This window comes from Rhodococcus sp. ACPA1 (genome assembly GCF_002300195.1).
Lineage (GTDB): Bacteria > Actinomycetota > Actinomycetes > Mycobacteriales > Mycobacteriaceae > Rhodococcus_F > Rhodococcus_F opacus.
Genome location: NZ_NSDX01000001.1, coordinates 1,428,761 through 1,446,905, shown reverse-complemented (window position 1 = coordinate 1,446,905; position 18,145 = coordinate 1,428,761). Strand labels below are relative to the sequence as shown.

Genomic DNA, 18,145 nt, shown 5'->3' with positions numbered 1-18,145 from the left:
GGTCGCCCGGGCCGTCCCCCGGCGACGGATCAGGTGTGTCGATGTGTCTCGCCGGTAAGACTTGCCTAAGCTCGTTGGCGTGGCCGTGAACAAGAATGACCAGAGCGTGACCGAGGATTCGACCTCCGAGACCGGGGCTCTCTCGGCAGTGGCGCAGGACTACCTCAAGGTCATCTGGACCGTTCAGGAGTGGTCGCAGGAGCGGGTGTCCACGAAATTGCTCTCCGAGAAGATCGGGGTCTCGGCGTCCACCGTGTCCGAGGCCATCCGGAAACTGTCCGACCAGGGTCTCGTCGATCACGCCCGGTACGGGTCCATCGCCCTCACCGAGGCGGGGCGCGTCGCCGCCGTCGGAATGGTCCGCAGGCACCGCCTCATCGAGACGTATCTGGTGCACGAACTGGGGTACGGCTGGGACGAGGTGCACGACGAGGCGGAGGTACTCGAACACGCCGTCTCGGATCTGATGATCTCCCGGATGGACGCCAAGCTCGGCCATCCCGAACGCGATCCGCACGGCGATCCGATTCCCGCGGTCGACGGCTCGGTGCCCACTCCCCCGGCACGACAGCTCAGCGACTTCGTCAACGGCGAGAGCGGCCGCATCGCCCGGATCTCGGACTCCGACCCGGCGATGCTGCGGTACTTCGACTCGGTCGGGGTGGCACTGGACGTCACGGTCACCGTGCTGGAGCGACGCGACTACGCCGGCACCGTGTCGATCCGGCTCGGCGCCCACGACGACTCCATCGAGCTCGGAAACCCCGCAGCCCAGGCCATCTGGCTGGTGTGAACCGCTACCTCAGGGTCGCGGGGCGGACCACCATCACCGAGCTGGCCCGCCGTCCACGTTCCTGGAGCAGCGCGATCGTGTGCCCGCTCGGATCGATGGCGGCGTAGACGCCCTTGATTCCGATCGGCTCGAGCCACCGCCCCTGACTGATCGATTCGGCCTCGTCCGCGTCGATCTGCCGGTGCGGGAACGCGGTCTGCGCGGCGGCGTCGATGTCGAGACTGACCCCCGGCTCCTCGGCCAGCTGCTCCAGCGTGCGCGCGTGCTCGAGCGTGAACGGTCCCACCCGGGTCCGTCGCAGCGAGGTGAGATGCCCGCCGACGCCGATCAGCGCGATCCCCAGATCACGCGCGAGCGCCCGGACATAGGTGCCGGAGGAACACTCCACCTCGACGTCGAGGTCGACGAACGTGCCCTCGGTTCGCCTCGCGACGACCTCGAACCGAGACACCGTGACCGAGCGGGCAGCGAGTTCGAACTCCTCGCCCGCACGGATCAGGGCGTGCGCGCGCCGGCCGTCGACCTTGATGGCGCTGACGCTCGACGGGATCTGCTGGATGTCTCCGGTGAGGGTACGCACCTGCGCGGCGATCTCCTCGTCCGTCACGCCGGACGCATCGGCCGACGCGACGACCTCACCCTCGGCGTCGTCGGTGGTGGTGGCCTGACCCAGCCGGATCGTGGCCGTGTACGCCTTGGTGGTCAGCGCGAGGAGCCCCAGCAGCTTCGTCGCCCGCTCCACACCGAGCACCAGCACCCCGGTGGCCATCGGGTCGAGAGTGCCCGCGTGCCCGACCTTCCGGGTGCCGAGCAGCTTGCGGCACCGGGCCACCACGTCGTGGCTGGTGACGCCCGCGTCCTTGTCGACGATGAGCAGTCCGGCGCCGACGAGACCGGAAGAGGGTTTTTCACGTGCAGACACGAGGCCCGATTCTGCCAGCCGTCCTCACCGCACCGAAATCAGTGCACCGCAATGGCGGTGATGATCAGGCCGTCGGACACCATCCACCGTCCGTCGAACGACGCCAGCGGTGGACCGTCGACGGTCTCGCCGGAGATCAGGAGATCCGAGTGGAACGTGCCCGTGCCGTCTCCGGACGCCTCGAACGTGATGTGCGCGTCCTCGAACCCGAGCCACCGGGCCGTGAGCGGGAACCACGCCTTATAGGTGGCCTCCTTGGCACAGAACAGCAGCCTGTCCCGGTGCACCGGACCGCCGGTGGCGGAGCGCCACTGCCCGGAGTCCGCCGTGCCCGACAGCCAGTCGCGTTCGGCGGGCAGGCTCACCGCGTCCAGCACGCCGTCGGGCAGCGCCTCGTGCGGTTCGGCGTCGATCCCCACGGACCGCACCTGCATGGCGTAGCCGAGCACCGCGCCGCGGTAACCGTCGCAGTGGGTGAGGCTCCCGACCACGCCGCGCGGCCACACGGGGGAACCCTTGTCGCCCCGCAGAACAGGGGCCTGGTCCACGCCCAGCTTCGTCATCGCCAGGCGGGCGCAGTGCCGTGCGGTGGTGAATTCGCGGCGCCGCTTCTCCACGGCCCTGCCGATCAGCGCCTCCTCCTGCGGGTGCGGCCGCAGGCCGGGCGGATCCTCGAACAGTTCCGACGACACCACTCCGGCAGGCAGAATTCTCTCGATCACAGGGCCCCCCTCGCCCGCATCTTCTCCACTTCGGCTTCCTGTTCGGGAGTGACCTTGAAGTGGCCTCCCCACTTGTTCAGGGTTCCCGGCGGGTACTCCGGCACCGGGAGGATCTGCCGCAGGAGGCGGTCCGGGAGTCCTCGCCGCTGCCACTCCCGCGGGTAGCCCAGCGACACCTCTTCGAACCGCACCCCGTCGTAGTAGGTGGTCCGCGGAATGTGCAGATGCCCGTACACGGCGCAGACGGCGTTGTACCGGGTGTGCCAGTCCGCGGTCAGTTCGGTGCCGCACCACAAGGAGAACTCCGGGTACCACAGCACCTGCGTCGGTTGGCGCACCAACGGGAAGTGGTTGATCAGGACGGTGCGGGTTCCGGCGGGCAGGGCGTCCAACCGGGCCTTCGTCGTCTCGACGCGGTTGCGACACCAGGCATCCCGGGTTCCGTACGGTTCACTCGACAGCAGGAACTCGTCCGTGGCCACCACGTTCTTCTCGCGCGCGATCGCGAGACCTTCCTCCTTGGTGGTGGCGCCGTCGGGGAGGAACGTGTAGTCGTACAGCAGGAACATCGGGACCAGCGTGATCGGGCCGTCCTCCGCCTCCCATACCGGGAACGGGTCCTCGGGGGTGATGACGCCGATCTCGCGGCACATGGTGACCAGGTAGTCGTAGCGGGCGGCGCCGTGGATCTGCACCGGATCCTTCGCCGTCGTCCACAGTTCGTGGTTGCCGGGAACCCAGATGACCTCGGCGAAACGACTGCGCAGGAGTTTCAGCGCCCACCGGATGTCGTCGGTCTTCTCCGAGACGTCGCCCGCGACGATCAGCCAGTCTTCGGGCGAGTCGGGATAGATGTCCTCGGTGATCGGGCGGTTTCCCCGGTGCCCCACGTGGACGTCGCTCACCGCCATCAGTTTGGGTGCCACGTCAACCACCTTTCCGATCGTGTTCCGCCGCGGGATCGCTGTCCGATCCGTGCCGTGTCTGCAGGTCGGCCCCGACCACTGCCCAGCGGCCCGTTCCGACGCGCCACACGACCGCGAGCATCCGAAGAATTATGAACACCGTGAGTCCCGTCCAGATTCCCGCCAGGCCCCAGTCGCGCAGCATCGACAGCCAGATCAGTGGGAGAAATCCGACCAACGCGCAGGACAGCGTGGCATTCCGGAGGAAGGCGACGTCGCCGGCCCCGAGCAGTACTCCGTCGAGGGCGAACACCACTCCGGCGACCGGCATGATCGCGACGAAGAACCACCAGGCCACCGCCATCTCGTCGAGCACGGCCTGATCGGAGGTGAACAGTTCGGGGATCACCCCGTGGCCGAGGGCGAAGATCAGGGCGAGCCCTGTGGCGAAGATCGTGGACCATCGGGTGATGCGCCACGACAGCCGCGTGGCGCCCTTGGCATGTCCGGCGCCCAGCGCGGCACCGACCAGCGCCTGTGCGGCGATCGCCAGGGAGTCGAGGGTGAGGGCGACGAGGTTCCACAGCTGCAGCACCACCTGGTGGGCGGCGACCGCGGCGGCGCCGAACCGGGACGCCACGGCGGCGGCCGAGAGGAAGCACGCCTGGAAGGCCAGGCTCCGCAGGATCAGGTCCCGGCCGAGCACCATCTGAGCGCGCATGACGTGCCACCGCGGACGCAACGGCACCCGCTCGACCACCAGCGCTCCGATGAACAGGCTCGCGGACACCGCCTGCCCGATCACGTTCGCGACCGCCGATCCCTCGAGTTCCAGCCGCGGCGCACCCCACAATCCGTGCACCAGAACCGGGCAGGCCACGGCCGACACGACGAGACCGGCGATCACGAAACGCAGCGGTCGCACCGTGTTCTGCACACCGCGCATCCACCCGTTGCCCGCCATCGCGACGAGGATCAGCGGGGCCCCGAACACCGCGATCCGCAGCCAGCTCGCGGCGGCCGCCGCGATGTCGGAGCCGCCGGCGATCGCCGACGTGACCGGCCGCGCGAACAGGTGGGCCAGCGCGATCACGAGCGCGCCGATGCCCAGTGCCAGCCACGTGGCCTGCACGCCCTCCCGGACTGCGCCGCGCTCGTCGCCGGCCCCGTGCATGCGGGACGCGCGCGCCGTCGTGCCGTAGGACAGGAACGTCAGCTGCGTGCTGACCTGGGCGAGGATGAGACCGCCGACGGCGAGGCCCGCGAGCGCCAAAGCGCCCAGCCGACCGACAACCGCGATGTCGAAGAGCAGATAGATCGGTTCGGCAGCGAGGACACCGAGCGCGGGCAGCGCCAGCCCGAACACCGTCCGGGCGGTCGCGTCGCCCGTGTCTTCCGAGACTTCAGCCAACGAATTCGGACCTCAGCCGAGCGATTCGACGAGCGAGGTCACGATCTCGTCCGCAGAGTTCTCGGCCGTGTAGCCGGCGGCGAACCGATGACCGCCTCCGCCGAGATACCCGGCGACGACGGACACGTCCACGTCGGACTTCGACCGCAGCGATACCGACCAGGTGCCGTCCACGGCCTCCTTGAGGACTGCGGCGACCTCGGCCTCGGACGTCGTCCGGACGATGTCGATGACGCTTTCGATCTCCTCCGAGCGGAGGTCTCCGACGTAGGCCTGCCGGATGACGGCGTAGACCAGTCCACGCCCTCCCGCTGCGTCGGGGACGAGGGTCGCCGACCCGAGCACCGAGGACAGCATGGGCAACCAGCCGAACGGGTGGGTGTCGAGCAGGCGCCGCGCGATGCGGGCACCGTCGATCCCGGTGGCGAGCAACCTCTCGGCGAGCGTGTGGGTGCCGGGCTGCACCCACCGGAACGAACCGGTGTCGGTCACGAGTCCCGCGTACAGGCAGTGTGCGAGGTCGGCGTCGATATCCACACCCCACAGGTCGAACATCTGCGCCACGACCGCGGTCGTCGACTCCGCGGACTCGTCGATCAGGTTCATGCGACCGAAGCGGGTGTTGGACCGGTGGTGGTCGATGACGAGGGTCTCCCCCGCGTGCGCGAGCCGGTCGGCGAGCTTCCCGAGCCGCCCGGCGCTGCCGCAGTCGACGGTCACGAGCAGATCGACGTTGCGGCGCACCTGATCCGCAGGCACCAGCAGGTGGGTGCCCGGCAGTTCACGCATCGACTCCGGCAGTTCGTCGGGCGCGGCGAACGCGACCTGCACCGGAATTCCCTTGCGCTCGAGCACCAACGCCAGGGCGAGTCCACTGCCGATCGTGTCGGCATCGGGTTGGACGTGACACAGAACCGTCACCGACGTCGCGTTCTCGAGAACAGCGACCGCCTGCGGCAGGAACACCTCGTGACGATCGAGATCAGACAGGGACGTCTCCTGAGTGTGGGTCATATCGGTTCGTGTCAGTCCGCCTGGCGGGAACCGGAGGGCTCGTCGACTTCGGCGTCGTCCGCGTCCTCGGCTCGGGGCTCCTTGTACGGGTCGGGGTCGCCGGCCGGGGACGCACCGGCCGCGACACGCGCGACCTCGTCGTCGGCGGCGCGAGCGCGGGCGAGGAGTTCCTCCATGTGCCGTGCCGTGTCGGGGACCGTGTCCGCGACGAACGTGAGCGTCGGAGTAAACCGGACTCCGGTGCCTGCACCCACCTTCGAGCGCAGAACGCCCTTCGCCTTCTCGAGCCCTGCGGCTGCGGAGGCAAGGTCCGGTTCGGACTCGAGGTCGGCGCCCATCACGGTGTAGTACACGGTGGCGTCGTGGAGGTCGGCCGTCACCTTGGTATCGGTGATCGTGACGAACGCCAGGCGAGGGTCCTTGATTTCGTGGTCGATCGCTGTCGCGACGATCGTGCCGATGCGCTTGGCGAGTTTGCGTGCCCGGGCGGGATCCACCATGACAATCAGACTCCTCTCCCTGGCCGCTGGATAAGTTGTGAAGTTGCGTGTGTAGCTGTAGTTCATTCTGCACGCCGGGCCGCAGATGCGGCGGGGCGGGCAGGGCACTCCGAGTCAGTCTTCGGGGCCGAAAATCCTTCGCCGGACCGCAAGGAGTTGCAGTTCCGGCAGCTCGGCGACGTGCCGTTCGCACGTGTCGAGTACCTCGTGTACGTGATCGACCGCCGAACTCGCCATCGTGACGCCGAGCATCGACCGGCGATACCGATCCTGTTCTCCGGTCTCCGCCGCCGAGACGCCGTAGCGTCGCAGTTCCGCCAGAACCGGTTTGACCATTGCACGCTTCTCTTTCAGAGATCGCACGTCACCGAGCAAGATGTCGAGCTCGAGCGCACCGACGTACAAACTTTCCTCCTTCGGGGAGACGTGCGCTCCCCCGGCCGATCGAGTCGGCCGGAGAAGCGCACGCCGGATGACGCTGCTGCGTCACCCCAAACGGATGGCGACTAGTCGCGCGGCTTTTCCCGAAGCTCGTAGGCCTCGATGACGTCACCGACCTTGATGTCGGAGTAGGTGAGCGTCAAACCGCACTCGTAACCCTCGCGTACCTCGACAGCGTCCTCCTTCTCCCGCTTCAGCGAGGAGATGGTGACGGTCTCGGCGACAACCGTGTTGTCACGCAGCAGCCGGGCCTTCGCATTGCGACGGATGGTACCCGAGGTGACGAGGCAACCGGCAATGTTGCCGACCTTGGACGAACGGAACATCGCGCGGATCTCCGCCTTGCCCAGCTCGACCTCTTCGTAGATCGGCTTGAGCATGCCCTTGAGAGCCTTCTCGACCTCGTCGATGGCCTGGTAGATCACCGAGTAGTACCGGATGTCGACGCCCTCGCGGTTCGCCAACTCGGTCGCCTTGCCCTCGGCGCGGACGTTGAACCCGATGATGATCGCGTTCGACGCAGCGGCCAGGTTGACGTTGGTCTCGGTGACGCCACCGACACCACGGTCGATGACCCGCAACTGCACCTCGTCGTCGATCTCGATGCCGTGCAGGGCCTCTTCCAAGGCCTCCACGGTTCCCGAGTTGTCGCCCTTGAGGATGAGGTTGAGCTGCGACGTCTCCTTGAGAGCCGAATCCAGGTCCTCGAGGCTGATGCGCTTGCGGCTCTTCGCGGCCAGAGCGTTGCGCTTACGCGCATTGCGCCGGTCGGCGATCTGACGGGCGATACGGTCCTCGTCGACCACGAGCAGGTTGTCGCCTGCACCGGGGACCGACGTGAAGCCGACCACCTGGACGGGACGCGACGGCAGGGCCTCGAGCACGTCGTCGCCGTGCTCGTCGACCATGCGGCGCACACGTCCGTATGCGTCGCCGGCCACGATCGAGTCGCCGACCCGCAGCGTTCCGCGCTGGATGAGCACGGTCGCGACGGGGCCGCGTCCACGGTCGAGGTGCGCCTCGATGGCGACACCCTGAGCGTCCATGTCCGGGTTGGCCCGCAGGTCCAGGGCAGCGTCCGCCGTCAACAGCACGGCTTCGAGCAGTGCGTCGATGTTGGTGCCCTGCTTCGCCGAGATGTCGACGAACATGGTGTCTCCGCCGTATTCCTCGGCGACCAGTCCGTACTCGGTGAGCTGCTGCCGGATCTTGTCCGGGTTCGCGCCTTCCTTGTCGATCTTGTTCACCGCGACCACGATCGGCACGTCGGCCGCCTGGGCGTGGTTGATCGCTTCCACCGTCTGCGGCATGACGCCGTCGTCGGCGGCGACGACCAGGATCGCGAGGTCGGTGGCCTTGGCACCACGGGCACGCATGGCCGTGAAGGCCTCGTGACCGGGGGTGTCGATGAACGTCACGAGACGCTCGTTGCCGTCGAGCTCGGTCAGCACCTGGTAGGCACCGATGTGCTGCGTGATGCCGCCGGCCTCGCCCTCGCGGACGTTGGCCTTACGGATCGTGTCGAGCAGTCGGGTCTTACCGTGGTCGACGTGGCCCATGACGGTGACCACCGGCGGACGGGACTCGAGGTCCTCTTCGCCACCTTCGTCTTCGCCGTAGGTGAGGTCGAAGCTGTCGAGCAGCTCGCGGTCCTCGTCCTCCGGGCTGACGACCTGGACGACGTAGTTCATCTCGCCGCCGAGCAGTTCCAGCGTCTCGTCGTTGACCGACTGGGTCGCCGTCACCATCTCGCCGAGGTTGAACAGTGCCTGCACCAACGCTGCGGGGTTCGCGTCGATCTTCTCCGCGAAGTCCGACAGTGATGCACCGCGGGCGAGGCGAATGGTCTCGCCGTTGCCACGGGGCAACCGCACGCCGCCGACGGCGGGCGCCTGCATCGAATCGTATTCCTGGCGCTTCTGACGCTTCGACTTGCGACCACGACGCGGGGCACCACCGGGACGACCGAAGGCACCTGCTGCCGCACCGCGCTGACCGGGGCGTCCACCGCCACCGGGGCGACCGCGGAAACCACCTGCGGGTGCTCCGCCACCGGGCGCACCTGCGCCGGCACCGGGGGCTCCGCCACCGCGGTATCCACCACCGCCGCCGCCACCGGGACGACCGCCGGGGGCTCCGCCGGGACGGCCCGGACGACCGCCGGGAGCGGGACGTGCCGAACGAGCGGGCATCGCGCCCGGGTTCGGGCGAGGAGGCATCGATCCGGGGCTGGGACGGGGTCCGCCCTGACCGGGAGCCGGACGGGGACCGCCCTGACCCGGTGCCGGACGAGGTCCACCCTGACCGGGAGCCGGACGAGGTCCACCCTGACCCGGTGCCGGACGAGGTCCACCCTGACCGGGAGCCGGACGGGGTGCACCCGGACGCGGTGCGCCGGGAGCGGGGCGGGGCGCCGGACGCTCGGCGGGAGCCGAGGAGTACGGGTTGTTACCGACACGCGGGGGCTTCGGGCCGGGACGGGGTCCGCCGGGCTTGGCGCCCGTGGACGGAGCCGCGGGGGCACTGGCAGCCGGGGCGGCCGGGGCTGCGGGTGCGGCCGGAGCCGGGGCAGCCGGGGTGGGGCGACCGGGCTTGGGAGCATTGGTCGCCGGTGCAGCCGGGGTGGCTGCGCTTGCTGCGGGTGCGGCCGGAGCCGGGGCCTGCGCCTCGGGGGTGGCCGCAGGGGCTGCCGCTACGGGTGCGGCCGGAGCCGGAGCCGGGGCTGCCGGCTTCGGGCCGGGACGGGGACCGCCCGGCTTCGCTGCGGTCGCCGGGGTGCTCGGCGCGGGCGCGCCGGGCTTGGCAGCCGGACGGGCTGCGGAATCGGCGGATTTCGCCGACGGGAAGGATTCCCGCAGACGCCTGGCGACGGGCGCCTCCACCGTGGAGGACGCCGACTTCACGAACTCGCCCTGCTCCTTGAGCGTTGCGAGTAGTTCTTTACTTGTGACACCGAGTTCTTTAGCCAACTCGTGCACGCGGGCCTTGCCTGCCACTGCTCTCCTCACTGATGAGGTCGAGCAGGAGGCTCCCCTGAGAGGGGCCCGCACGACCTCGGGTTATCTCCGATGGACGATCATCGCTGGTGCTTCACGGTGTGCTCATGAGTGCTTGTGCCTGTTCTGTTCGAGAGGTACTGCTCTGGGTGGGTGCCCTGCTCGTACCCAGTGGTCGACTTCTGACGCGTCGACACTTCCGGACACTCGCAACGCTCTGCCGAATGCTCGGCGTCGTTCCGCGAGACTCAGGCAAGCCTCGGCGGGGTGCAGCCACGCACCTCGACCGGGAAGCCTGCGCCTCGGGTCCGGGGCGAGAACATGACCTTGCGGCCCGCTCTCACTAACCACAACCCTGAGCAGATCGACAGCCAGCGCGCGCTCCCTACATCCTATGCATGTTCGCACCGGTGAACCGGTAGGAACGCGCGCGGAATCGGGATGCTCATGCTGAACCATTGACCACTCTACCGCCGACTCGCCCCGATCTCCGCATTCCCGGCTCAACGACTGGTCGCGGCGGGTCCGCCTGCCGACTCGGGGGCGGGTGCGGCGTCACTGCGGATGTCGATCCGCCACCCGGTCAAGCGCGCAGCAAGACGGGCATTTTGCCCTTCCTTGCCGATGGCGAGCGACAACTGGAAGTCGGGGACGACGACACGCGCGGCCCGTGCCTCGGGATCCACGACAGTGACGGAGACCACTTTCGACGGCGACAGCGCGTTGCCGACGAACCGGGCCGGGTCCTCGTCGAAGTCGATGATGTCGATCTTCTCGCCGGCGAGTTCACTCATCACGTTGCGCACCCGCTGGCCCATCGGCCCGATACACGCACCCTTGGCGTTCAGTCCCTGCACCCGCGACTGGACGGCGATCTTCGACCGGTGCCCGGCCTCCCGGGCGACGGCGATGATCTCGACCGAACCGTCCGCGATTTCCGGAACCTCGAGCGCGAACAGCTTGCGGACGAGGTTCGGGTGGGTGCGCGACAGCGTGATCTGCGGTCCGCGCTGTCCACGGGCCACACCGACGACGTAGCACTTGAGCCGCTCGCCGTGCTCGTAGTTCTCCCCGGGCACCTGCTCGGCGGGCGGGATCAGACCCTCGGCGCCGCTGGCCTCGCTGCCGATCCGCACCACGACCATGCCGCGCGAGTTCGCGCGGGTGTCGCGCTGGATCACGCCGCCGACGATCTCACCCTCGTGAGTGGCGTACTCACCGAAGCTCCGCTCGTGCTCGGCGTCGCGCAGCCGCTGGAGGATGACCTGGCGGGCGGTGGTCGCGGCGATCCGGCCGAAGCCTTCCGGGGTGTCGTCCCATTCCTCGCCGACCATGTTGCCGTCGGCGTCGACGTCGTGCGCCATCACCCGCACGATGCCGCTCTTGGTGTCGACGTCGATCCGTGCGTGCTGCTGATGCCCCTCGGTGTGCCGATAGGCGGTGAGCAACGCGGTCTGAATGGTCGAGATGACGGTCTCGATCGAGATGCCCTTGTCGGCCTCGATGGCGCGCAACGCCGCGATGTCGATATTCACTTGTCCAACCCCTCTACTACTTCTTCATCTTCCGACGCGTCTGCGTCCGCAGGCGCCACACGCCCCTCGGGAATCCCGCCCGCGAGTTCCAGCTCTCTCGGGTCGGGTTTCGAGAATTCCACCTGCACAACAGCTTTCTGAATGTCCGGGAGCGCGACGCGCCGAACCTCCGGGCCCGTGCGCGAGCCGATCACCACCGCGACCGAGTCGCCGTCGAGGACGCCGATCCGACCCACGACGGTTTCGTTGGCGAGGTCGATACGCGCCTTGCGGCCGCGGGCCCGGCGCCAGTGCCGCTCGTGTGTGAGCGGCCGGTCGATACCGGGAGACGTGACCTCGAGCGTGTACGGCGATTCCCCGAAATCGGACACCGAATCGAAGACCTCGGAGATCTCGTGACTCAGGTTCGCGACCGCGTCGAGTTCGAGTCCGGCGTCGCTGTCCACCATGATCCGGACCGCGCTGTGCCGACCCGCGAGGGTGACCGCAACGCCCTCCAAGTCGTAGCCCTGGCGTTGCACCAGATCGGAGATGAGCTCCGTCACCCTCTCCTTGGATGGAACCGGCATCGGGGAAGCTCCTCGTTTCAGTTGTCGCTCGTCGTATGTCGTGGTCTGGCAGGTCATCGTGCCGCGCACGCAGCACCGCGAACCCGCCGGGACGGGTTCGAGCATCTAAGAGTAACGCCGATTCGAGGCGCCCGTGACCAGCCCCGGTGCTCGATTCCCGGGATCCCGGCCCGACCTGGCACCATGGACCGGTGCTCATGCCCACCGTCTCCCGGCCCCCGACATCCGGTCCGGCCGTGTCCCGGCGCACCGCTCTCCGGTTCGCAGCAGCCTCGGCCTTCGGCGTCGCGAGCGTCCCCCTGCTGGCGGGGTGCGCCGACGACGCGAACTCCGACACCGAGGTCGATTCACTCGTCGCGCAGTCGCGTCTGGCTCGTCGCGACGCCGCCGGTGCGGCGGCCACGATCGCGCTACTCCCCGATCGCGGCGCGGCACTCGAACTCGTCCGCGCCCAGCGCACCGCGCACGCCGACGCGCTGGATGCCGAAATCGCCAGGGCTGCAGGAACTTACCCGGACGGCACCGCACCAACCACGTCCGCTCCCCCATCGCCGACTCCGACGGCACCCGCGCCGCCGCCCGGTCTCGATCAATTGCGCGCCGACCTGGCCGAGTCGCAGCGCAGCGCAGCCGATTCGGCGCGCACACTGACCGCCCACCGGGCGGGGCTGTGCGCGTCGATCAGCGCCGCGTGCGGAACGTACCTGGCGGTGGTGCTGCCGTGACGACACCCACCGAAGCCGAGGGTACGAGCCTCGCCGACGCACTGATCGCCGAGCATTCCGCGGTGTTCGCCTACGGAGTGGTCGCCGCCTTCTCGAATCCCACCCGGGCCACCCAGGTGGCCACCGCCGCCGCAGCCCACCGGGCGCGCCGGGACGGACTCCTGGACACGCTGACCGCGGCAGGACTGACGGCCCCGGCCGCCGAGGCGGGCTACACCCTGCCGTTCCCGGTCACCGATCCGATCACGGCCGCGCAGCTGGCGGCCCAGGTCGAGGCCGACACCGCCGTCGCGTGGCGGGCGGTCGTCGAACACGGCGAGACGGAGGACACCCGCACGCTCGGCGTCACCGCGCTGACCGAGGCGGCCGTCCGGGAAGCCACCTGGCGCGTGGCTCTCGGGACCGATCCGGTGACCGACCCGTTCCCCGGCCAGCCCTGACGACGCGCAGGTTCCCGCCCACCGGGATTCTGCACCCACCCGGCGCGTTCCCGGCCTAGCGTCTCTCCCGACACGGTGAACGGCAACGGGAGGACGGCGGCGTGGACGAGCGCTCGGTGGAGCAGCGTCTGGCGGACCTGGAGCGGATCGACGCGATCAAGGCGCTCAAGTACCGCTACTGGCGAGCGTGCGACGGCAAGGATCCGGACACGTTCCGTGCCTGCTTCGTCTCGTCCGGCGCGTCGATCGACTTCGGCCCGCTCGGCCGGTTCGACGACGCCGACCGGCTCACGGACATCTTCCGCAGGATCGCGCTCCACGAAGTGGACGGCAAGCACGTGATCCTTGACATGCACCACGGCTTCCATCCGGACATCGTGCTGCACAGCGACACCGAGGCGTCGGGCGCGTGGACGCTGAAGTTCCGCCAGGTCGATCTGCTGAAGCGGACGGAGACCGTGTCCTCCGGCGAGTACGACGACGCTTACCGTCTCGAGGACGACGTCTGGCGAATGTCGCGATGCCACTTCACCACTCGATGGTCGATCACCCGCCCGCTCACACAGGACACGGTGGTGGTCCAGTGAGCGCCGGGGTAGCTCTGGTCACAGGGGGGAGCCGCGGCGTCGGCAAGGGCGTGGCGACGGCGCTGGGAGCCGCCGGGTGGACCGTCTACGTCACCGGGCGCGGCCCGGTGACGGAGGACAGCCCACTGTCGGTGTCGGCGCGAACGGTCACCGGCGCCGGTGGGACCGGCATCGCGGTGGCCTGCGATCACCGCGACGACGAGGACGTGCACAGCCTGTTCGCCCGGATCGCGGACGAGCAGGCCTGCCGACTCGACCTGCTGGTCAACAACGTGTGGGCGGCCCCCAAGGGATTCGGCGGGTTCAGCACCCCGTTCTGGGAGCGGCCACTGGACGACTGGGACTCGCTGATCGGCGTCGGACTGCGCGCCCATTACGTCGCGTCCGTGGAGGCTGCGCGGTTGATGGTGCCCCGCCGCTCCGGGTTGATCGCGAACATCTCGTCGTTCGGGACCCGCGGGCATCTGCACTCGGTGCTGTACGGCATGTCCAAGGCCGGGCTGGACAAGATGGCCAGCGACATGGCGACGGAGCTGGCTCCGCACGACGTGCGCGCAGTCTCGCTGTGGCCGGGCATCGTCCGGACGGAGATGATCGTCGCCAGCGGCCTCGAGACCATCGCCGGGTTCCCCGTCGCGGACGCCGAGTCCCCCGAGTTCGTCGGCGAGGTGATCTGCGCCCTGCACTCGGACCCGACCCTCCCGCAGCGCAGCGGCCACACCTTCGTCACGGCGGAGTTGGCCGTCGAATACGGCATCACCGACACGCAGGGCCGGACCCCGCCGTCGCACCGCGAACCGTTCGGCGGCGGCCCCCTGTTCTGAGCTGACCTCGCGCGGTCAGTTCACGTCGCGCCGGCGGACGAGCCAGACCGTCCCCAGCGCGAACGCGGCGACGTACCCGGCCAGGAGAAGCACCGACGTGCCGCCGTCGAGGATGTTCAGGACGCCTGGGGTGGTGTCACCGCCGAAGTCGCGGAGCGATCCGGCGAGCGAGCCCGCGGCGGTGCCGGGCAGGAAGTCCGTCACCACCGACACGGGGTCGAGGACGGCCGCGACCCCGCGGAGGAGGTTTTCGACCACCAACACCCACACGAGACCGAGACCGACCGACAACGCCGGCCCCCGCGCGAGAGCGCCGACGAGGACACCGGCGGCGGTCCACATCCCGAGGATGAGCACCCCGGAGGCGAGCGCCTTCAGCATCGCATCCGCGGCAGGAAGACTCGCCGACTCCGATTCGGCCACGGCGACGACCGAGGCCACCCCGAGATCCACGGCCGCCACCGTGAGAACGAGTCCGATCACCACGGTCAGCAGAGCGAGCAGGGTTCCGGTGAGCGCGGCCGATCGCGGAGGCCCCTGGGTGAACACGGTCTTCCACGTCCCCCACCCGTAGCCGCTGCCGATGGTGAGGGCGCCGAGGATGAGCATCAGCGCGCCCCCGAACATGGCCATGCCCTGGGTGAACACCTGGGGCACCGCCGAGGGCAGCATCTGCGCGAGCAGCACGTCCGGGGGTGCGGACGACGCCATGTCGGTGGTGCCGCCGGTCGCGAACGTAATGTAGTTGAACAGATAGACGAAGACCAGGTTGAGCACGATCCACGCGGCGAGCAGCACCCACATCGACGGCCATTTCCGTAGTCGCAGAAGCTCGGCCCGCGTGCTGGCGATCACTGCGTTCATGACACTCTCCTCGCATCGTTGCTCGTGTGGTCGCCGGCGGTGACGTCCTCCGTCATCTCGAAGAAGACGTCCTCGAGCGATCGTTCCCGCCGGGCAAGTTCGTGCACGTCGATTCCCGCGTCGACGAGAACACGGGCCACCTTCGGCGCCAGTTCCGGCGATACCGCAAGCGTGAGGGCGTCGCCCACCGTGTCGACGACGTCGCGTCCCAGCAGTTCCGCGAGCACCGCCGCGGCTCGTTCCCTCGGATCGGCTCGCACCAGCAGGCTGGTGTCTCCCCGCAGTTCGGCCACGGTCGACTGTGCGATCAACTCCCCGCGCGAGATCACACCGACGCGGTCGCAGATCTCCTGAACCTCGCTGAGCATGTGGCTGGAGAGCATCACCGAATGCCCGGAGTGCGCGAGTTCGACTATCAGTTCCCGCATCTCGGCCATGCCGGCCGGGTCGAGACCGTTGGTGGGTTCGTCGAGGATCAGCAGATCGGGTTCGCCGAGGAGTGCGGCCGCGACACCGAGCCGCTGCTTCATCCCGAGCGAGTAGGTGCGGAAACGGTCGTGTCCCCGCTCGCGCAGCCCCACCCGGTGCAGCGCGGCCTCCGCCGCATCGTCCGGCAGTCGGCGGTATCTGCTGAGCACCCGCAGGTTGTCGCGACCGGACAGGTAGGGGAAGAAGCCGGGTCCCTCGATCAGCACGCCGGTGCGCGCCGCCACCGCGCTGTCACCGGGTGAACGCCCGAAAAGTGTCGCGCTCCCGGAGGTCGGCCGGACCAGACCGGTGAGCATGCGCAGTGTGGTGGTCTTGCCTGCGCCGTTCGGTCCGAGGAACCCGTACACCTCCCCTGCCCGCACGGTCAGGCTGACGGCGTCGACCGCCGTGTGTTCGCCGTAGCGTTTGGTCAACTTGTCGGTGACCACGATGCCGGAAGTCATGCCTCCAGCGTCGGCTCGGCGCGAGTCGCGCACATCCGTCTGTGCGCGTCTTCTCGTGTACGCGTCGCGGACGATGACAGGCCCGCCGGATCGGGTCTACGTTCGGGTGGTGCGCACTGACCGGAGGGACACGTCGATCGCCCCGCGGGACCTCCTGATCGCCCTGGGCATCGCGACCGTGCAGGTGGTCGGCAGTATCGGCGCCAACCAGAACCAGTCGTGGGCGGAGCCGTTGGACGCCGCCGGCTTCGTGTTGCTGGTGTGCGGTCCGGTCGCGCTGGTCTTCCGGCGACGGCGTCCTGTCGCGGTCCTGTTCGTCGTCCTGGCCGTCACGGTCCTCTACGTCGCGCGGGGTTACGGGTACGGCCCGGTCTTCCTGTCGCTCGTCGTCGCATTTCTCGGCGCCGCGACGGCCGGATCCCGATGGCTCACCTATCCGGTCCTCGCGATCGGCTACGTCCTGATCGTCTTCGCCGTGCCTGCCGTGTCGAGTGCTGAGGCGCCGTCACTCGCCGCCCTCACGGGCATCGCCGCGTGGCTGCTGGTGCTCCTCGCCGCCGCCGAGATCATCCGTCAGCGCCGCGGGACGCTCGACGCCCGCAGGCAACGCGCCGAGGCGGCGCAACGCAGCGTCCTGGACGAGCAGCGTCGACGGGCCAGCGAGGAGCGGCTCGCGATCGCCCGCGAACTGCACGACGTTCTGGCACACAGCCTCTCCCTGATCAACGTGCAGGCGTCGGTCGCACTCGAGCTGTGGGACAGCAGACCCGAACAGTCGCAGGAGGCGCTGTCCGCGATCAAGGTCGCGAGCCGCGACGCGATCGGCGACGTCCATGCGCTGCTGGCATCGCTGCGGGGCGGCGAGGACAGCCCGCCGATCGCGCCCACCGCCGGGATCGGGGACCTGGACGGTGTGGTCGAGCGCGCCCGTGCCGCGGGTCTCGCGGTGACGACCGTCGTCGAAGGCGCACCGAGGCCGCTGCCCGCCGTGGTCGACGTGGCTGCGGCGCGGATCGTCCAGGAGTCGCTGACCAACGTGGCGCGCCACTCCGGGGGCTCGTCGGCCGACGTGACCGTGTCGTACGCGCCCACGTTCGTCCGCGTCCGGATCGACGACGACGGCCGGGGTCCCGTCGGCACGGCCACCGGTGGCGGCGGGAACGGCATCCCCGGCATGCGGGAACGCGCACGCGCTCTGGGTGGTGAGCTGACCGCCGGGATCGGACCGGGTGGCGGCTTCCGGGTGCAGGCGACGCTCCCGTTCCCCGGCGACACGGCGGGCCGGGCATGACGATTCGCGTGCTCGTCGCCGACGACCAGGCCCTCGTGCGGGCGGGGTTCGTCGCCCTGCTCGACGCGCAGGCCGACATCACCGTGGCGGGCCAGGCCGAGAACGGTGAACAAGCGGTGAGCCTGACTCGCTCGCTAGTCCCCGATGTCGTCCTCATGGACATCCGGATGCCGGTGCTCGACGGGCTGGAGGCGACCCACCGTATCGCCGCCGATCCCGCGCTGTCCGGCGTGCGGGTGGTGGTGCTCACCACGTTCGAGCTGGACGAGTACGTGTTCGAGGCGATGCGCGCGGGAGCGACGGGTTTCCTCGTCAAACACACCGAACCCGCCGAACTGGTGCGGGCGGTCCACGTGGTGGCCGACGGGGACGCCCTGCTGTCACCGTCGGTGACCCGGAAGCTGGTCGCGGAGTTCGCGACCCACGCCAAACGGCCGCCGCAGCCCACCCGTCTCGACGACCTGACCGACCGCGAACGCGAGGTGATGACCCTGATCGCCGAGGGGCTCACCAACGCCGAGATCGGCTCACGACTGTTCCTGAGCCCCGCCACCGCCCGCACCCACGTCAGCCGGATTCTGGTGAAACTCGGTGCCCGCGACCGCACCCAGCTGGTGGTCATGGCGTACGAGTGGGGGCTGGTCCGGCCGGGCTGGCAGGACTGACCCACTTTC

The 18,145-nt window shown here is 69.3% G+C and carries 20 protein-coding genes; 7 read left to right on the top strand and 13 right to left on the bottom strand.

Annotated features, from left to right (window positions below; genetic code table 11):
* Positions 1 to 79 precede the first annotated feature (79 nt).
* Positions 80 to 793 (top strand): metal-dependent transcriptional regulator, encoded by a 714-nt coding sequence (locus CJ177_RS06495; RefSeq protein ID WP_005261420.1) that lies wholly within the window; start codon positions 80 to 82, stop codon positions 791 to 793.
* Between the two features lie 4 nt (positions 794 to 797).
* On the opposite strand, the gene truB is transcribed toward CJ177_RS06495, so the two are convergent.
* The 11 genes from truB to rimP form a co-directional block, all read right to left on the bottom strand.
* Positions 798 to 1,715, bottom strand: coding sequence for a tRNA pseudouridine(55) synthase TruB (truB, locus tag CJ177_RS06490; RefSeq protein WP_061700989.1), 918 nt, complete (start codon positions 1,713 to 1,715; stop codon positions 798 to 800).
* Between the two features lie 38 nt (positions 1,716 to 1,753).
* Complete coding sequence (gene npt / locus CJ177_RS06485) at positions 1,754 to 2,437, bottom strand: 4'-phosphopantetheinyl transferase Npt (protein ID WP_025432372.1); 684 nt, start codon at positions 2,435 to 2,437, stop codon at positions 1,754 to 1,756.
* Positions 2,434 to 3,363 (bottom strand): metallophosphoesterase, encoded by a 930-nt coding sequence (locus CJ177_RS06480; RefSeq protein ID WP_025432371.1) that lies wholly within the window; start codon positions 3,361 to 3,363, stop codon positions 2,434 to 2,436. Before CJ177_RS06480 ends, npt begins: the two co-directional genes overlap by 4 nt.
* Position 3,364: 1 nt before the next feature.
* Positions 3,365 to 4,753, bottom strand: a complete 1,389-nt coding sequence (locus tag CJ177_RS06475; protein ID WP_095867423.1) for an MATE family efflux transporter — start codon at positions 4,751 to 4,753, stop codon at positions 3,365 to 3,367.
* A 12-nt stretch (positions 4,754 to 4,765) separates the two neighbouring features.
* Positions 4,766 to 5,767: a bifunctional oligoribonuclease/PAP phosphatase NrnA gene (locus tag CJ177_RS06470; protein WP_025432370.1), complete on the bottom strand. Its 1,002-nt coding sequence runs from the start codon at positions 5,765 to 5,767 to the stop codon at positions 4,766 to 4,768.
* A gap of 11 nt (positions 5,768 to 5,778) precedes the next feature.
* Positions 5,779 to 6,267, bottom strand: coding sequence for a 30S ribosome-binding factor RbfA (gene rbfA, locus CJ177_RS06465; protein WP_005240675.1), 489 nt, complete (start codon positions 6,265 to 6,267; stop codon positions 5,779 to 5,781).
* 114 nt (positions 6,268 to 6,381) lie between these two features.
* A complete protein-coding gene (locus CJ177_RS06460; RefSeq protein ID WP_005240674.1) occupies positions 6,382 to 6,672 on the bottom strand; it encodes a DUF503 domain-containing protein in 291 nt (96 codons plus the stop codon).
* Positions 6,673 to 6,773: 101 nt separating this feature from the next.
* The gene (gene infB, locus CJ177_RS06455; protein WP_080702687.1) at positions 6,774 to 9,704 is read right to left on the bottom strand and encodes a translation initiation factor IF-2; all 2,931 of its coding nucleotides are present in this window, start codon (positions 9,702 to 9,704) and stop codon (positions 6,774 to 6,776) included.
* 105 nt (positions 9,705 to 9,809) lie between these two features.
* On the bottom strand, positions 9,810 to 10,163 hold the full coding sequence (locus tag CJ177_RS06450; protein ID WP_005240671.1) for a YlxR family protein: 354 nt from the start codon (positions 10,161 to 10,163) through the stop codon (positions 9,810 to 9,812).
* 44 nt (positions 10,164 to 10,207) lie between these two features.
* Positions 10,208 to 11,239 (bottom strand): transcription termination factor NusA, encoded by a 1,032-nt coding sequence (gene nusA, locus CJ177_RS06445; RefSeq protein ID WP_005240670.1) that lies wholly within the window; start codon positions 11,237 to 11,239, stop codon positions 10,208 to 10,210.
* Positions 11,236 to 11,808 carry a ribosome maturation factor RimP gene (rimP, locus tag CJ177_RS06440; protein WP_005240669.1) on the bottom strand — a complete coding sequence of 191 codons (573 nt, stop codon included), beginning with the start codon at positions 11,806 to 11,808 and terminating at the stop codon, positions 11,236 to 11,238. Before rimP ends, nusA begins: the two co-directional genes overlap by 4 nt.
* 197 nt (positions 11,809 to 12,005) lie before the next feature.
* On the opposite strand from rimP, the gene CJ177_RS06435 reads away from it, so the two are divergent.
* The 4 genes from CJ177_RS06435 (at position 12,006) to CJ177_RS06420 (ending at position 14,384) form a co-directional block, all read left to right on the top strand.
* On the top strand, positions 12,006 to 12,533 hold the full coding sequence (locus tag CJ177_RS06435) for a hypothetical protein (RefSeq protein WP_095867461.1): 528 nt from the start codon (positions 12,006 to 12,008) through the stop codon (positions 12,531 to 12,533).
* Positions 12,530 to 12,973 (top strand): ferritin-like domain-containing protein, encoded by a 444-nt coding sequence (locus CJ177_RS06430; protein ID WP_061700990.1) that lies wholly within the window; start codon positions 12,530 to 12,532, stop codon positions 12,971 to 12,973. The genes CJ177_RS06435 and CJ177_RS06430 overlap by 4 nt, the downstream gene beginning before the upstream one ends.
* 101 nt (positions 12,974 to 13,074) lie before the next feature.
* Positions 13,075 to 13,560, top strand: a complete 486-nt coding sequence (locus tag CJ177_RS06425; RefSeq protein WP_005240666.1) for a nuclear transport factor 2 family protein — start codon at positions 13,075 to 13,077, stop codon at positions 13,558 to 13,560.
* Positions 13,557 to 14,384, top strand: coding sequence for an SDR family NAD(P)-dependent oxidoreductase (locus CJ177_RS06420; RefSeq protein WP_025432368.1), 828 nt, complete (start codon positions 13,557 to 13,559; stop codon positions 14,382 to 14,384). Before CJ177_RS06425 ends, CJ177_RS06420 begins: the two co-directional genes overlap by 4 nt.
* A 15-nt stretch (positions 14,385 to 14,399) precedes the next feature.
* On the opposite strand, the gene CJ177_RS06415 is transcribed toward CJ177_RS06420, so the two are convergent.
* Both CJ177_RS06415 and CJ177_RS06410 read right to left on the bottom strand, forming a co-directional pair.
* The gene (locus tag CJ177_RS06415) at positions 14,400 to 15,248 is read right to left on the bottom strand and encodes an ABC transporter permease subunit (protein ID WP_005240662.1); all 849 of its coding nucleotides are present in this window, start codon (positions 15,246 to 15,248) and stop codon (positions 14,400 to 14,402) included.
* Complete coding sequence (locus CJ177_RS06410; protein WP_095867422.1) at positions 15,245 to 16,180, bottom strand: ATP-binding cassette domain-containing protein; 936 nt, start codon at positions 16,178 to 16,180, stop codon at positions 15,245 to 15,247. Before CJ177_RS06410 ends, CJ177_RS06415 begins: the two co-directional genes overlap by 4 nt.
* 109 nt (positions 16,181 to 16,289) lie before the next feature.
* Between CJ177_RS06410 and CJ177_RS06405 the strand changes: the two genes are divergently transcribed.
* A complete protein-coding gene (locus tag CJ177_RS06405) occupies positions 16,290 to 17,471 on the top strand; it encodes a sensor histidine kinase (RefSeq protein ID WP_226955731.1) in 1,182 nt (393 codons plus the stop codon).
* A complete protein-coding gene (locus CJ177_RS06400; RefSeq protein ID WP_005240658.1) occupies positions 17,468 to 18,136 on the top strand; it encodes a response regulator transcription factor in 669 nt (222 codons plus the stop codon). The genes CJ177_RS06405 and CJ177_RS06400 overlap by 4 nt, the downstream gene beginning before the upstream one ends.
* The last annotated feature ends 9 nt before the right edge of the window (positions 18,137 to 18,145 follow it).